The organism is Sporacetigenium sp. TC11 (assembly GCF_058146105.1).
Window position 1 is genome coordinate 31,016 of sequence record NZ_JBYVNY010000011.1, and the last position, 17,045, is coordinate 48,060.

Sequence of the window (17,045 nt, forward strand, 5' to 3'; positions counted from 1 at the left end):
AAGAATACATATAATTGCTAGGGGGTTACATACAATGAAGTTTTCAAGTAGAATAACTGATATGCAAGCTTCTCCTGTAAGAAAGCTTGTTCCATTTGCAACTGAGGCTAAGGCTAGAGGTACTAAAGTTTATCATTTAAATATAGGTCAACCGGATATAAAAACTCCAGAAGGATTCTTTAATGCTGTTAAAAACTATAAAGAAGAAGTTTTAGAGTATGCATTATCTCAAGGTATTCCAGAGCTTATAGATGCTATGATAGAATACTACAGAACTTATAATATGGAATATGATAGAGATGATATATTAATAATGAATGGTGGTAGTGAAGCACTATTATTTGCAATGATAGCTACTTGCGATCCAGGAGAAAACATGTTATCACCAGAGCCATTCTATACAAACTACAACGGATTTGGTGATGCTGTAAACGTTGGTATAAAACCTATAACTACTAAAGCTGAAAATGGATTCCATTTACCTTCTAAAGAGGAAATAGTATCTAGAATAGATGAAAAAACAAGAGCTATACTTTTATCTAACCCAGGAAACCCAACAGGTGTTGTTTATACTAATGAAGAAATCCAAATGATAGCTGATATAGCTAAAGAAAATAACTTATGGATAATAGCTGATGAAGTATATAGGGAATTTGTATACGATGGATTAGATTATACAAGCTTTGGCAATGTTAAAGAAATCGAAGATAGAGTTTTAATAATAGACTCTGTTTCTAAACGTTATAGTGCTTGTGGAGCTAGAATAGGTTCTATAGCTTCTAAAAACAAAGACCTTATGAAACAAATATTAAAATTATGTCAAGGTAGATTATGCGTTCCTACTTTAGAGCAAGTAGGTGCTGTAGAATTATATAAAACTCCAGTAAGCTATTTCAAAGAAGTTAATGAAGAATACAGAGGAAGAAGAGACGTATTATATAAAGGTTTAATGGAAATACCAGGTGTAATATGTGAAAAGCCAACTGGTGCATTCTATGTAGTTGCTAAATTACCAATCACAAACGCAGAAGATTTTGTTATATGGATGTTAAAAGAATTTAATTTAGATGGGGAAACTGTTATGATGTCTCCAGCTGAAGGATTCTATGCTACTAAAGGTCTAGGAAAAGATGAAGTAAGACTTGCTTACATATTAAATAAACAAGATTTAGCTAGATCTATGGAAATATTAAAAGCTGGCCTTGAAAAATATTTAGCTGAGGTTGAAGGTAAATAAAATTCTAGATGCTTAAGTTTATAATTGAATATTATAATAAAAAAGGCAGCCAAATTGGCTGCTTTTTTTAATTAAAATATATCTTTATTTTTTCCCATAATTTCTTGCATTTTAATTATAGAGTTCAAATACTCTCCTCTATCTTCTTCTGATAATTTACTTAGTTTCTCATCTAATCCATTTGTAAGTTTATCTATACATTCTGTAGCTACTTCATTTCCTTTTTCTGTTAAGTTTATTAGGTATTTTCTTCTGTCGTTTAAGTCTCTTTCACGTACTACATATCCCTTATCACTTAAATCATCTATCATACTTGTTAGGCTGCCTTTTTCTATATTTAGTTTAAGACATAACTCAGTCATACTCTTTGGCCCATTGTTCTTTATAAATATTAGTGCTCTTAATTGTGTTTTATTAACATTATAATTAGGACTATATAATTTTAAATAGTCTAAATATAAGGAAGAATATATCTCTGGCAGCGTTTTAGATACAAACGTTATTGTCTCATGTACTAGATTTTTCATTATATCACCTCTGAATTTTGATTATAAATTTTCTTATATTATATTTACGTATAACTTTATAATTTTCAAGGGGGAGTTTTCACCACAAAAATATTATTCCCAATGATATAGTTAAATAATGCAATTAACTTATTATATATTTTTACATATTATGATATAAATATTATAATAAAAATTAAAGGTGGTTATTGACATGAAAAATAGCAACAGAGGTATATTTTTTATGATTTTATCTGCACTTGCTTTTTCAACTATGGGTCTTATGGTTAGATTTACCGATAATATCCCTGTATTTGAAAAGGTATTTTTCAGAAATCTATTTAGCTTATTAATAGTTTTATTTATAGTACTTAAAAATAAGGCAAGCTTATTAGGAAAAAAAGAAAATCAACTTCTTTTAATGTCAAGAGCTCTATTAGGAGTAAGTGGTGTAATTTTATATTTTTATGCTATAGACCACATGCTTTTGGCTGATGCATCTATGTTAAATAAGCTTTCACCATTTTTTGTAACTTTATTTGCATATTTATTTTTAAAAGAAAAAATATCTTTTGTTCAAATACCAGGTCTTATTTTGGTATTTATAGGCTCACTATTAATTATTAAACCTCAATTCGATGTTTCTATGATACCTGCTCTTGCAGGATTTGCATCTGCATTATGTGCAGGATCAGCAGGGGTTTTAGTTAGGGTTTTGAATAAAAAAGAAGATTATTCAACTATAGTATTTTATTTTTCATTTATATCTGTTATTTTTGTAATTCCTTTTATGTTATTCGATTTTGTAAATCCTAATTTCCATCAACTACTAGGGCTTATTGGAACAGGTGTATTTGCAGCACTTTATCAATTATTTCTGACTTTAGCATACAAATACTCAAAAGCATCTGACTTAGCTATTTACGACTATTCTACAATAGTATTTTCAGGAATTTTAGGATTTATATTTTATTCTGAAGTACCAGATTTTTATAGTATTATGGGAGGTATTTTTATAATATGTTCTCCAATATTAGTTTATTTATATAAAAACAAAAAAACAAAAGAAGCCTAGGCAACCTAGGCTTCTTCCCTATTTAAATGAATCAAATATAGAATTCATTATATTTTGTATAAAATCAATTAGACTGTTAAAAAATCCTTGAGCTTGTTCAACGTCTACATTTCCTAATGTTTCTTCTATTTTAGAGCTTATATTTTGTAATTGACCTTGTAGTTGACCTAAGTCTAAATTTAAATTAGATATATTCTTCATTAACCCCATAATTTGAGCTATTTGATCTGGAGTTAAATTTATATTGTATTCATTAGATATATTTATTATTATTTGTTTTATTTCATCTTCTGATTTAGCACCTTGTTTTACAACTTCTTCTTTTATTTGATTTATTACTGCTGCTGCTTCGTCTTTACCTATATTTTGACCTAACTCACCTGTAACAACCAACTCTTCATTTGCTGTTTGTAGTGCTTCTTTGTCTATTTTTTCTCCAGTAGACTTTTCAAATCCTTTAACTATACCTGTAAGAGCTGCTGTTCCAGATACCTTAAATGGAGCTGAGGCTACCACCTTTGCATCTTCAACCCCTGCTGTAGCTAAGGCATTTGCTATCATACTCTCAGTAACCCATGTTAAATTACTAGTCTCTACATCAAGGCCACTTCCTTTAGAAAGCGGTTGAACATAAGAACTTGATATAGATTTTGTTCCTATTTGTTCTTCAGGTGCTACACCTTGTAGATATTGTCTTTCTTCGCTATTGCTTATTGTTAGTACTTGAGCATCCCCATCTTTAACTCCAAAGTAATTTAACATCTGATTTTTTTGATCTTCACTTAAATTAGCTCCAAGCGTAACTACGTTGTACGTATCTGCAAAAGCAGTTAATGATGAAAATGTTAATATAGAAGCTACACATAATGTACTTATAAATTTTTTTGTAAATTTCATAATTATCTCTCCTTACATTTTATAAAATAACATACATAGATTATATATGATATCACTAACTTATTCAATTACAGTTTTGTAATGTAATTTGTTATTAATGTTCATTAGATTTATATTATATAATAAAAACAAAAAATACACAAAAAAGGCCGCTCTATTTAGAACAGCCTTTTTATGTATTGTCTATGCTTCTACTTCAAATTGATCTTTTCCTACTCCACATAATGGGCATAACCATTCTTCTGGTACATTTTCCCAAGATGTTCCTTCAGCTACTCCATTGTCTGGATCTCCTAGCTCTGGATCATAAACATAACCACATACTACACATACATATTTTTCCATAATAATTACCTCCTTAATTATATTACTAATTATATTTTGTATCGTTATTTAGTTTATACCACTTTTTCTACATAGTAAACAGAAATTATAAATTTTTTTGGTACTTTATTCCTATTTAATAGTATACTAAGTGACACTTACTTAGTATGATACATTTTTATTAAATTTATAAATGTATTTTTAAATATAAAAAAGGGTTGTTGAATAATCAACAACCCTTTAGCTTATTATATTAAGCCGCTTTTTTCGCACTTTTTGTTTTCTTTTCATAATTGTTGTACATTACTACAGCAACTATTGAGAAGAATAATGGTCCAGCTATCATCCATATAGTAGATGATATATCACCTCTTGTAGCTGGTTCTATTATTGTAAAGAAGTTAGCAAACCCTACAGTCAATGTAACTATTACTGAAGCTATTAATGCACTGTTATAAGTTTTATAAACTTCAAATGGTTTTTCTATAGATTGATTCTTTTTGAATTTAGGGAATGCTCCTGATAAGAACATGTATGGTAATGTCATAGCAACGTTAGTCATTAATACTAACTTAGTGAAGAATGCAGCTGCTGCGTCTCCTCCAAATGCTACTAGTACCATCATAACTATAACAACTATACATTGAATCCACATAGCGTTTATAGGCATACCATCTTTTAATTCGCCCATTTTACCTGGCCATAATTCTTTTGGAGTACCTTCTATTAATTGCTTAAGCGGAGCATAAGCTAATGTGAAGAATGCACCACTTAATGCTAAGAACATTGATAAACCAACAAATCTAGCTACCCATGCTCCCATTGTTAATGAAACAGCTTCACTTAATCCAAAACCTTGTCCTAATTGATATCCTAAGTTTTGCATAACTACATATCCAACGTTACCCATGTGTACATTTTCTGAAGATAATATATCAGTCCAGTTAGTAAATATACCAACCATAAATATACCTACAGCATATCCTACAGATATTACTATAGCAGCTATTGTAACCCCTTTAGGGAATGTTTTTTCAGCATTTTCAGTTTGGTCAACTAATCCACCAACAACTTCTATACCGCCATAAGCGAATATAGCGAAAACTAAGAATGATAACATACTTATTGGTGTTTGATAAGCTGGGTTAGGAGCTTGTGTAAATGCTTGTGCAGAAGTTATTGGTTGAGCTAACTCTCCACCATTTGCTATTAATACAATTACCCCACCTACTATTAACACTATATTAAGTGCTGCAACTGCAGTACCACCTAGAGATGTTATTTTTGATATTTTTTCTAAACCTTTAGTAGCTGTAAATGTTACAAGAGTTATCCAAGCAACACCTATTATTCCTAAAGTTTGAGTTGAGCTTAATCCAAATAATGACCAAGTTGCAGTTGTATCTGTTCCAAATATTGCGTTTGATAAAGGTATCATCATTGCTGAACCTACGTTAACCATCCATATTATATAAGATGCATACCACATGAATGTTCCTATAAATGCGTATTTAGGTCCAACTGATTTTTCCATCCAAGAGTATATACCACCCTTTTCAGTTTTAAATGCTGCACCGTATTCTGACATCATAAATGCGTAAGGTATAAAGAATGCTAGTCCAGATATTATATACCATGGAATTGCAGCATATCCTGTTAAATAAAACGATCTTGGCATATTATTAAAACCAAATACAGATGTAAATATCATTAATATTAATGCCGTCATCGATAATTTCTTATTATTGCTTGTATTTGCAGACATCGTTTTTCCTCCTTGAATTTTTGTTAAATTTTTATCTCTCAACTCTGTTATTTATTATAATTCCTTTCTTTCTGTTTTGCAATACAATTTTTCGACATGAATTTTAATTTATTAACCCTTCAATTTGTCGAATTTTGTATTATTTTTATAACTTTATAAATATTCTTTCAAATAAAAAAAGAGCTACAAAATAGCTCCTTTTTGGGTATTATACTTTAGATATTACTTTATATATTAATTTTTTCTTTATACATTTAAATCTATTTTCATACCTATTTCACTTTTAAATGACTCTATCGATGGGTCGACATGTTCTACTATAAATTCTTCTACTTGCTCTGGTGCTCTACCTACAAAATTTATAGGATCCATTATAGACTCTATTTCTTCTTTGCTCATTTTAAATGACTCGTCATTTTTTATCATTTCTATTAAATTATTATTTTCACCTTCTTCTTTAACTCGTTTTGCAGCTTCCATGGAATAAACTCTTATTTTTTCATGTAGTTCTTGTCTATCTCCGCCTCTTTTTACTGCTTCCATTAATATTGTTTCTGTAGCCATAAAAGGAAGTTCTTCATTTATATGTTTATTTATCATATTCTTATAAACTACTAGTCCATCAGTTACGTTTATACCTATTTCAAGTATTGCATCTACAGCCATAAAAACCTGTGGAACTGCTAGCCTTTTATTAGCTGAATCATCTAAAGTTCTCTCTAACCACTGTGTAGCGTGAACTAATGCTGGGTTTAGACTTTCTGAAATAACAAATTTTGAAAGAGATGAAATTCTCTCACTTCTCATAGGATTTCTCTTATAAGCCATTGCTGATGATCCTATTTGATTTTTTTCAAAAGGTTCTTCTAATTCTTTTAAGCTTTGTAATAATCTTATATCATTAGTTATTTTATGCATACTTTGAGCTATAGAAGATAAAACTGCTAAAATTTGATAGTCAAGCTTTCTAGTGTATGTTTGTCCTGTTACAGCAAAGCTTTTATCAAATCCCATTTTCTTACATACAAGTTTATCTAATTCCCTTACCTTTTCATGGTCTCCTTCAAATAAGCTTAAGAAGCTAGCTTGAGTACCAGTTGTACCTTTAACCCCTCTTAGCTTAATATTTTCTATTCTGTAATTTAAATCTTCTAAATCTAATAATAAATCTTGTATCCAAAGACATGCTCTTTTCCCAACTGTAGTTAATTGTGCTGCTTGAAAATGTGTAAATCCTAAAGTTGGAATATCTTTATTTTTTAGTGCAAAGTCTTTTAAGTTACTTATTAAATTTGCTAATTTAATTCTTAAAAGCTTTAATCCTTCATTCATTTGTATTACGTCTGTATTATCTCCAACATAGGCACTAGTAGCACCTAAATGAATTATACCCTTAGCACTTGGCGCTTGTATGCCGTATGCCATTACATGAGACATAACATCATGTCTAACTTCTTTTTCTATTTTTCTAGCTTCATCAAAATTTATATTTTCAATGTTCGCCTTTAATTGTTCTATTTGTTCCTCAGTTATATTAAGTCCAAGTTCTTTTTCGGATTCAGCAAGAGCTACCCATAATCTTCTCCAAGAAGAAAATTTAAATTGGGGAGAAAAGATATAACTCATATCCTTGCTGCAGTATCTGTCTATTAATGGATTGCTGTATGTAGTGTATTTCGATTGTTCCATATGTCAAGCTCCTTCCTGTTTAAATACTTTCTTATTGTTTATAGATTTATTATACACAATATTACGAACTATAACAAGCTACTTTTTATTTATGTTCATATTATCTTCTTTTAATATATAATCTACAGCTTCACTATCTACAAAGTTCAATACGTACTTATATCTTATAGCATAATGCTTATCACTCCAGCCCAATTGTTTTTTAAGGTCTTCTTCTTCTGCACCTAACCTTAGGCTAATTGCGGCAAAAGAATGTCTAAAATCTTTAGCTGAATAATTACAAAGACCTGCTAAATCTAAAGCCTTTCTAACTATAATTCTCACATTTCTATCTGTTATAGAGTCACTTTTTTGTGTTGTGAAAACAAATTCATCAGTTGGCTTTATTTCTTCAGGAAGTCCAGAATAATTTCTATACTTTAAAATTAAATCCCAACAGTAAGGATGTATTTTTACTATTCTCTCTTTCCTTCCTTTTCCTAATTTACAATAAGCATTGTCATTTTCATCTAACATTAAATCTTCCCATTTTAGTTTTACCAATTCATTTAATAAACACCCTGTAGTTATTAAAAATACAATAATAAGCCTATCTCTTATATTCAGACTTGGCAATGTTTCTATTAGTTTGTTTATTTCTTGAACACTTAAAACGTCGTCTTTAGTTTTTATTCTAGTTACCTCTGGCTTTTCTACATTTCTAAATGGATTTATATCTATATATTCTTCTTTTTTTAGAAAATTATAAAAACTATGCAAATAACTATATATTTTTTCACAAGTAGATTTTGCATAAGTTTTTTTAATAGCTTCTATAAACTTCCGACAATCTTCACTAGTTACATCTATAAGTTCTTTTCCATCTAAAAACTCCTTAAACAACATTACCTTGCCTAAGTAATCATTTTTAGTATTTGGGCTTAATTTTCTAGAAAAAATTTTAAAAACTTCGTATTCATAGTCATTTAATACTTTTATAGTTCCCATAATTATCCCCCCGCTTCTATTTATTTAAATCATTTCCATTTTTTACAAATATTATTACCTTTAATGGTATTTAAGTTTATTATTGATTATATATATTAATATTGGTATACTTTAATTTGTTATATATTGCTAAGATTGGAGGTAACAATGTTGATAGAATTTTTAAAAGCGCTTATACTTGGTACTGTAGAAGGAATTACTGAATGGTTACCAGTAAGTAGCACAGGCCATCTTATATTAGTAGGTGAATGGATTAAGTTTAATTTTTCTCAGACGTTTATTAATACATTCAACGTAGTTATACAACTTGGTGCAATACTTGCAGTAGTTGTTATTTACTTTAAAAAATTAAATCCTTTCGACCCTAAAAAAACTAACAAACAAAAAAGAGATACTATAGACCTTTGGGTTAAGGTTGTAATTGCAGTTATTCCATCTGCTGTATTAGGGTTTTTATTTGACGATGTAATTGAAGCTAAGTTCTTCAACCCTGTAACAGTATCTATAATGCTTATATTATACGGTATAGTAATGATACTTTTAGAGAGAAGAAAGAAAAAACCTAGAATAAAAGATTTTTCTCAACTAAGTTATATGAGTGCAATAGGTATAGGTTTATTTCAGTGTTTAGCAATGATTCCAGGTACATCTAGATCAGCTGCCACTATAATTGGTGGAGTATATCTAGGAGCGTCAAGATTTATTGCTGCTGAATTTTCATTTTTCCTAGCTATACCTACAATGCTTGGTGCTAGCGCACTAAAACTAGTTAAAGATGGTGCTTCATTTAGCTCTTATGAATGGTCAATTTTAGGTTTTGGGTCTTTAATGGCATTTATAGTATCAATACTTGCTATAAAATTCCTTGTGAGTTATATACAAAAACATGACTTCAAAGTATTTGGTTATTATAGAATAATACTTGGAGTAATAGTACTTGGTTATTTCTACATGACTGGTGGATTATTCTAAAAAAGAAGCACTGTATAGTGCTTCTTTTATTTTTGCTCTCTAGAATCCATAAGTAGTTTTATTATATCACTTGAGTCTTCATTAAATGTAGTAACTATAGTCAAATAATCTGTAGCTGCATTTATTCCTAAATACACCTTATTTAAATCTCCTACAAAGTCATTTATTTGATAATCTTGTTTAGTGTCGACAATCATATGGTTATATAACATCTCAAGTTCACAAAGTATAACGGCTTTGTATTCAAGATTGTTTATAGTGTATATGTTAGATATTGTAACTCCACTTTTATAAGATAAATTTGTAATGTCCTCATCTGCACATACATAAGGTATTTTACTTTCTTCTAAGTTTTTTCTAAGCATATACTGAAAGTATATAGTTTTTCCATTTTTAAGCTTCTTTTTATTATATGGATAAACTATAGCTATATCTGAATATTTTAGCCCCTTTTTATTTATAAAGTATTCTATTTCCCACACTATAGAGCTTATTTGTTCTTCTAAATTAGATACTTTCAATACATCTACATTCTTATTTATACTTCTAAGAGGAATAGATGGTATAAAATAATCATCTGCAAAATCTGATTTTAATGATTTTATATACTCACAAGCATTTTTACCAAAATTATTTGTAAACTTAACTATCTCTTTTGTTTGCTTATAGTTATTTTGCAAATAAATAGTCTCATTAAATTCAATATTATCCCATGGATTTTTGTATATATTTACAAAATTAGATATATTTTTAGATTTACATGAGAATATATTAAATACGAATTTAGATTTGTATAAGAATTCTCTTATAAAATCTATTTCCTCATAAGTAAAACTTTCTGCTTCGTCTACGAATATACCTTTAAACATATTTTTATTTTTTATGCTATTTTTAGCTTGCAGTAAAATATTTTTAACAGCCTTTTCATAGTTTTCTTTTAACTTAGAATAATCAACTACTAAATCATATTGTTTTGCCAGTTTGAACAAGAACGATTTAAAAGTATGAACCTCTAGATTTTTATTGTTTGGTAACAATATACTTAACATTTCTCCTAGCTCATTCGATAACTGTTTGCTATGTGTAAATACTATAAATTTGTGATGCGGATATATACGAGCTAGCTTTATGGCTCTTGATAACATAATAGTAGTTTTCGAAGACCCAGAAGGCCCTATAACTAAGGTATTACTGTATTTTATAGAGTCTATATCTTTTATTTGTTCTTCGTTTAAAAACACACTTGTATAGTTATAAAAATCTCCAGAAAAAGATATTTTTTTAAAATCTTTATTAAAGTATATATCTTCTCTATTTTTTATAGTATAGTACTCTGGACATGCTTGTAACATAAACAAGTTCAAAGTTACATCATCATTTTTCTCTTTTAAATAGCAATTTAATTTTTCTTCATTCTCTTTTAATTCATCTAATTTAGATTTATCTATTATATTATAATCCACAAAGTTGTCAAATCCACATTTATCTTCTACTGTTACGTATGGCATTACGAAAACATAGTTGTAATTTATATTGTTTGAAGCTTTTTCCATTTTCGATTTTAGAAGTTGATGCTCTTCGTTCATAACTTCTAATAACTCTTCATCCATTATTGAGTATATTTCTTCAGTAGTATCCATAAATTTAATAAAAAGTACACGTCCATCTTTTATATACAGAAGATCTGTATTTACCCCTTTAAATGGAGTAACCTTTGGAATTATTTTCCCATCCAATTTAAATATGTTATAAAACCCTTTTTCACTTTCTTTTATCTTAAGAGCATCTAGTTCAGAATCTATTTGTCTGTATAGGCTCAATTTTACATTCCCCCTTATTTTATATAATTATATCATTTTTATCGGGGTTTTTCTATATTTTGACATATTTGATAACTTAATATTCATAAAAAACAAAAAAAATCGTTTCACTGTGTCGCCAACAACCTTCAGAAGTAGGTCTATTACTCAAGTTTATGGTAATGAAATTATAATTTTCTTAAATAAAAAAGAAGAGGTTAAATACCTCTTCTTTTTCTTTGCCTTTGGTATACTAAACTCTCCAGACCATTCGAAGTGTTCTGGCTCGTAGAAACCATTTTTAAATTCTCCCCCCCAGGTAAGCCCTAATGATTTGGCTATAATACCCATTTTATTCAATATATCTTCTCTATCTTTAGTAGTATTTCCATCTATTACCGGGAGGGCATCAAAGGCTAATCCATAATTATGATGAGAATACCCTCCTTTTATATTTGTTGTTATAGCCCCTGGAATTGACCTTCCTAGACTATATAATTCCTCTTGTTCATCTATAGTTCTATAAGTAGATATAATTTTTACTTCTATATTTTCATTAATACATTCTTGTAAAAATAATTTAGCTAAATGTTTTACATACGGATGAAGTGTATTTAACTCAGATGTCATTTCTATCCCCCATTATATTAATAACATTTTAATAAATATGCTAATTAGCATACTTACTATATATTATGTATTTTAAAAGAAAAGTTTACACAATAAGAAACCTTTGCTATACATAGCAAAGGTTTCTTATAATTATTTAATTAAACTTTGATATTATTTTTTCTTTTATAGACTTAATCATATCTTTTATCTCGTTTATATTTAATATAAATGCCATTAAAATGTATATTAATGTGCCTATTATGACTGAAGCTATACATAAGACTATTAAATTCAATCCCAGCAAATATCCTTTACTTAAAAACAAATTCATAAAAATTCCCATTATAAAAGAAGCTATCTGTACTTTTATAAAGTTCTTTATTGTATTTTTCATTCCAAGCTTACCTATTTTTTTTCTAAGTGATAATCCCAGTAATAAAGCTGCTATTATACCTGCTATAGATGTAGATAAGGCTAACCCCCCTATACCCATAACCTTAACTAACATCAATGAAAGTACAATATTAAATAAAACTGATATAGCGGCGTTTTTTACTGGTGTCTTAGTATCTTGTAATGAATAAAAAGTTCTCGATAATACATCTCTTACTCCATAAGCTACCATACCTATAGAATAATAAAATAATGCTATAGATGTAAGATAAGTATCATGAGAGTTAAATGAACCCTTTTCAAACAAAACCTTTACTATTGGAGTTGCCAAAACCATTGTCATAAATGTTATAGGTATCATAAATACTACAACTAGATTTACAGATTTTATAACATACCTTTTAAACATCTCCATATTATTTTCACTAGACAATCTAGATAATATAGGATATAGCACAGTAGACAACGACATAACTATTATCCCTGTAGCAAATACATTTAACTTTGATGCATAGTTTAGAGCAGTTATTGCACCTACCTCAATGGTAGATGCCAATGACCTATTAATCATTGTATTTATTTGATCTACATAAGATCCGATAAATACTGGAATTACTAAATATAAAAGTTTATGTATATTTTTATCCCCTAAATTTATGTGTAATTTATATTTATATCCATCATTTTTTACAAATACAAATTGAAAAATCATTTGTGCAATATATGCAAATAAGGTTATATATACCATTGTATAAGCATTACTATTAGCCCCTATTATTATTGCAATTATACATATAATATTAAAAGGTATGGTAGATGCTGCAGATATGTAAAATTTATTATTAGCTTGTAAATAAGCTGACTGTATTGAGTTTATTGCTAAAAATAGCATCGCTGGCATAAGTATTTTAGAAAAATCTACAGTTAAATCTAAAATATCTCCATTAAATCCTACAGCAAATAATTTAACTATATAAGGTGTAAATGTAAACCCTATTGCTATTAAAATTAAACTACATAAAACAACAATGCTATATACATTATCTGTAAATTTATAAACTCCACTTTTGCCTTCTTTTTCTTTAACACTATAAAACATAGGAATATATGTTGTCGCAAGTGATGCGCTGACTCCAGCAAATATTACAACAGGAATATTAAGGGCAGTTAGGTAAGCATCAGTTACATGACTTGCTCCAAAATTTGAAGCTAAAATTATCTCTCGTACAAATCCTAATACTTTAGAGATTAAAGTTATTACCATAAAAATAAAAGCAGATTTTTTAAAACTGGGCATAGTGCACCTCATCTCTAAATTTCATAATATATTTATTATATAATAAAACAAGAATAATAAAAAGAAGCTAAAAATTAGCTTCTTTTTATTTATTGTATGCGGTTATGACTAGCAAACATTTTAAAATATTTATCCATCCAGTTACTCATTTCTCTTCTTACTTGATGTCTTTTTACTTCATCAAATTGAGCATCTTGTATTCCATATGAGTGGTTCATAAACTCTGTATTTGGAGGATAAGTTAAGAACTCCCCATTATTATTTTCAAAACCTATAGACATTATATCATAAACATATTCTTCGTTATCTTCACTTTTATTTATATTTGTAACTACTCCATATTCTGTTCTTTCAGGTCTTGTTATTTTAACATATTGATTTTGAGCTAATTGTTTTAACATAGTTATCTCCTTTCTTTTTCTTATAAAGTTACTAACTATATTATTACCATTTTTCATTATTCTTATATGAATACAATTTTTGGAATTTTTTGTAAAGTTTGTTTCGCTCATGTCGCCAACGACCAAAAACCAGGTCCGTTGCTCAAAAAACAAAAAAGAGTGGTGAAATCACCACTCTTTCAATTATTTAGCATATTCTATTGCTCTAGTTTCTCTTATTATACTTACTTTTATTTGTCCTGGATATTCTAATTCATCTTCTATTTTCTTTGTCATATCTCTAGCTAATAAATGTAAATCTTCATCTCCTACATTTTCAGGTTTAACCATTATTCTGATTTCTCTACCTGCTTGTATAGCAAAAGATTTATCTACGCCTTCATATGAGTTAGCTATTTCTTCAAGCTTTTCTAGTCTCTTAATATAAGATTCTAAAGTTTCTCTTCTAGCTCCAGGTCTTGCAGCTGACACAGCATCTGCAGCAGTAACTAAAACAGCTTCAACTGTTTGTGGCTCATGATCTCCATGATGAGTTGACATCGCATGTATAACATCTTTAGACTCCTTGTATCTTCTAAGTAAGTCCATACCGATTTCAACATGTGTACCTTCCATCTCGTGGTCCACTGCTTTACCTATATCATGAACTAATCCGGCTCTCTTAGCTAATTTAACATCTGCTCCTATTTCAGCAGCCATTATACCAGCTAAATGAGAAACTTCTATAGAGTGTTTAAGGACATTTTGCCCATAACTAGTTCTATATCTAAGTCTTCCAAGAAGCTTTACAAGTTCAGGATGTAAACCGTGTACTCCTGTTTCAAATGTAGCTTCTTCGCCGTACTCTTTAATAGTATTATCAACTTCTTTTTTAGCCTTTTCAACCATTTCTTCTATTCTAGCTGGATGTATTCTACCATCTGAAATAAGTTTTTCAAGAGCTATTCTTGCTATCTCTCTTCTTATAGGATCAAATCCAGAAAGTATTACTGCTTCTGGAGTATCATCTATTATTAAATCAATACCCGTCAATGTTTCTAGAGTTCTTATATTTCTACCTTCTCTACCTATGATTCTACCCTTCATTTCGTCATTAGGTAGGTTGACAACAGTAACAGTAGTTTCTGCTACGTGGTCAGCAGAACATTTTTGTATAGCATATCCTATTATTTCTCTAGCTTTCTTTTCAGCTTCTTCTTTAGCCTTTGTTTCTGTTTCTTTTATCATAATAGACATTTCATGTCTAACTTCTCTTTCAGCATTAGATAAGATGATTTCTTTTGCTCGTTCTGAGCCTATACCCGATATGCTTTCCAGTTTTTCTATTTGTTGGGCTTTTATGACTTCTACTTCTTGTTCTTTGAGTTCTACAACTTTTAACTTTTCGTTTAAATTACCTTCTTTAGATTCTAAAGATTGTAACTTTCTGTCTAATACTTCTTCTTTTTGAATTAATCTCTTTTCATATTTTTGAAGTTCGTTTCTTCTTTCTTTACTTTCTTTTTCTACTTCATTTCTATATCTATGAGATTCTTCTTTAGCTTCTAGTAACTTTTCTTTTTTTGCTGTTTCTGCATCTCTATTGGCTTTATCTACTATGTCTTTAGCCATTTGTTCTGCTTGTCCTATCTTAGCTTCAGACATATTTTTTCTTATAAAATAGCCTAATAAAATCCCTATCCCTGCCCCTAATATGGCAGCTATTATATATCCTCCTATGACTTCCACCTCCTCTTTTTGTTAATATATATATATCTTTGTCTATTTATAGAATTTAATTAGACACGAAGGCATAAAACTCCTTGTTTAATTGTATAATTTTTTCTAAAATGTGTCAAGGCAATAGGAGGTGTTATGTCATTTATTCGCCTAAATCTTCCAATACGTCTTCAACATCGTCTACAGAATCATCTAATTTATAGTATGCCCTTACTTTTGTTTCTATTTCATTTACTAAATCAATATTATCTTGTAGGAATTTTTTTACATTTTCTCTACCTTGTCCTAGTTTTATCTCATTATAGTTATACCAAGACCCGGATTTCTTTACTACGTCTATTTCAGCAGCTATATCTAATAAGTCTCCTATTTTAGATATACCTTCTCCATACATTATGTCGAATTCACATTGTTTAAACGGAGGAGCAACCTTATTTTTAACTACCTTAACTCTAGTTCTACTTCCTAAAATTTTGTCACCTTGTTTTATTGTATCAACTTTTCTAACATCAAGTCTTACTGATGCGTAGAACTTAAGTGCTCTACCACCTGTTGTAGTTTCTGGATTACCAAACATAACTCCAATTTTTTCTCTTAATTGGTTTATAAATATTGCAACACAATTTGATTTTTTTATAGAACCTGTTAATTTTCTTAAAGCTTGGGACATAAGTCTTGCTTGTAATCCCATGTGCGAATCTCCCATTTCTCCTTCTATTTCAGCTTTTGGAACTAATGCTGCAACAGAGTCTACAACTATAATATCTATAGCTCCACTTCTTATAAGCGCTTCAGCTATTTCAAGAGCTTGTTCTCCTGTATCTGGTTGAGATATTATTAAGTTATCTATATCAACTCCTAAAGCCTTAGCATATATAGGATCTAGAGCATGTTCTGCATCTATAAATGCAGCTATTCCACCTTGTTTTTGAGCTTCAGCTACAGTGTGAAGTGCAACTGTTGTTTTACCAGAAGATTCGGGTCCGTATACTTCTATTATTCTTCCCTTTGGCATTCCACCTATACCTATAGCTATATCAAGTCCTATTGACCCTGTTGGTACAACATCTATTGTCATTTTAGATGCTTCTCCAAGCTTCATTATAGATCCTTTACCAAAATCCTTTTCTATCTGATTTAGTGCCGCACCAAGTGCTTTTAATTTTTCTTCATTATTATTTGTTGCCATTTAATTTACCACCTTTCATCTATACACAATATTTATTGTAAAATCCTACCACAAACATTTGTTCTATATAATAATTATATATTATAAATAAGCACCTAGTCAATGGCCAATACCACTTTATATTATGAAACTATATTTATATTTTTAATCAAAAATAGTAATAAAAAAATACTGGATTTAATC

15 protein-coding genes are annotated in these 17,045 nt (G+C 29.2%); 3 read left to right on the forward strand and 12 right to left on the reverse strand.

Annotation, left to right across the window (positions count from 1 at the left end; all coding sequences use genetic code 11):
* Positions 1-34 precede the first annotated feature (34 nt).
* Entirely contained in the window at positions 35-1,237 is a 1,203-nt protein-coding gene (locus ACUSRV_RS13940) for a pyridoxal phosphate-dependent aminotransferase (RefSeq protein WP_490142573.1), read from the forward strand.
* Between the two features lie 71 nt (positions 1,238-1,308).
* Here ACUSRV_RS13940 and ACUSRV_RS13945 read toward each other — a convergent pair whose 3' ends face one another.
* Positions 1,309-1,764, reverse strand: a complete 456-nt coding sequence (locus tag ACUSRV_RS13945) for a MarR family winged helix-turn-helix transcriptional regulator (RefSeq protein WP_490142574.1) — start codon at positions 1,762-1,764, stop codon at positions 1,309-1,311.
* A gap of 193 nt (positions 1,765-1,957) precedes the next feature.
* Between ACUSRV_RS13945 and ACUSRV_RS13950 the strand changes: the two genes are divergently transcribed.
* The gene (locus tag ACUSRV_RS13950) at positions 1,958-2,818 is read left to right on the forward strand and encodes a DMT family transporter (RefSeq protein ID WP_490142575.1); all 861 of its coding nucleotides are present in this window, start codon (positions 1,958-1,960) and stop codon (positions 2,816-2,818) included.
* 18 nt (positions 2,819-2,836) lie between these two features.
* On the opposite strand, the gene ACUSRV_RS13955 is transcribed toward ACUSRV_RS13950, so the two are convergent.
* The 5 genes from ACUSRV_RS13955 to ACUSRV_RS13975 all read right to left on the reverse strand — a co-directional run bounded on the left by ACUSRV_RS13955 (position 2,837) and on the right by ACUSRV_RS13975 (position 8,480).
* Positions 2,837-3,715, reverse strand: a complete 879-nt coding sequence (locus ACUSRV_RS13955; protein ID WP_490142576.1) for a DUF1002 domain-containing protein — start codon at positions 3,713-3,715, stop codon at positions 2,837-2,839.
* 183 nt (positions 3,716-3,898) lie between these two features.
* Entirely contained in the window at positions 3,899-4,060 is a 162-nt protein-coding gene (gene rd, locus ACUSRV_RS13960; protein WP_490142577.1) for a rubredoxin, read from the reverse strand.
* A gap of 232 nt (positions 4,061-4,292) precedes the next feature.
* A complete protein-coding gene (gene yjeM / locus ACUSRV_RS13965) occupies positions 4,293-5,804 on the reverse strand; it encodes a glutamate/gamma-aminobutyrate family transporter YjeM (protein WP_490142578.1) in 1,512 nt (503 codons plus the stop codon).
* 246 nt (positions 5,805-6,050) lie between these two features.
* A complete protein-coding gene (purB, locus tag ACUSRV_RS13970; protein WP_490142579.1) occupies positions 6,051-7,493 on the reverse strand; it encodes an adenylosuccinate lyase in 1,443 nt (480 codons plus the stop codon).
* Between the two features lie 78 nt (positions 7,494-7,571).
* Complete coding sequence (locus tag ACUSRV_RS13975) at positions 7,572-8,480, reverse strand: tyrosine-type recombinase/integrase (RefSeq protein ID WP_490142580.1); 909 nt, start codon at positions 8,478-8,480, stop codon at positions 7,572-7,574.
* A 147-nt stretch (positions 8,481-8,627) separates the two neighbouring features.
* On the opposite strand from ACUSRV_RS13975, the gene ACUSRV_RS13980 reads away from it, so the two are divergent.
* Entirely contained in the window at positions 8,628-9,452 is an 825-nt protein-coding gene (locus tag ACUSRV_RS13980; protein WP_490142581.1) for an undecaprenyl-diphosphate phosphatase, read from the forward strand.
* 26 nt (positions 9,453-9,478) lie between these two features.
* On the opposite strand, the gene ACUSRV_RS13985 is transcribed toward ACUSRV_RS13980, so the two are convergent.
* The 6 genes from ACUSRV_RS13985 to recA all read right to left on the reverse strand — a co-directional run bounded on the left by ACUSRV_RS13985 (position 9,479) and on the right by recA (position 16,862).
* Positions 9,479-11,272: a DNA helicase gene (locus ACUSRV_RS13985; protein ID WP_490142582.1), complete on the reverse strand. Its 1,794-nt coding sequence runs from the start codon at positions 11,270-11,272 to the stop codon at positions 9,479-9,481.
* Between the two features lie 153 nt (positions 11,273-11,425).
* Positions 11,426-11,881 (reverse strand): M15 family metallopeptidase, encoded by a 456-nt coding sequence (locus ACUSRV_RS13990; RefSeq protein WP_490142583.1) that lies wholly within the window; start codon positions 11,879-11,881, stop codon positions 11,426-11,428.
* 136 nt (positions 11,882-12,017) lie between these two features.
* Positions 12,018-13,553 (reverse strand): murein biosynthesis integral membrane protein MurJ, encoded by a 1,536-nt coding sequence (murJ, locus tag ACUSRV_RS13995; RefSeq protein ID WP_490142584.1) that lies wholly within the window; start codon positions 13,551-13,553, stop codon positions 12,018-12,020.
* Positions 13,554-13,642: 89 nt separating this feature from the next.
* Positions 13,643-13,954, reverse strand: coding sequence for a hypothetical protein (locus ACUSRV_RS14000; protein ID WP_490142585.1), 312 nt, complete (start codon positions 13,952-13,954; stop codon positions 13,643-13,645).
* Positions 13,955-14,137: 183 nt separating this feature from the next.
* Complete coding sequence (rny, locus tag ACUSRV_RS14005; RefSeq protein WP_490142639.1) at positions 14,138-15,673, reverse strand: ribonuclease Y; 1,536 nt, start codon at positions 15,671-15,673, stop codon at positions 14,138-14,140.
* A gap of 142 nt (positions 15,674-15,815) precedes the next feature.
* Positions 15,816-16,862: a recombinase RecA gene (gene recA / locus ACUSRV_RS14010; protein ID WP_490142586.1), complete on the reverse strand. Its 1,047-nt coding sequence runs from the start codon at positions 16,860-16,862 to the stop codon at positions 15,816-15,818.
* Positions 16,863-17,045: the final 183 nt, after the last annotated feature.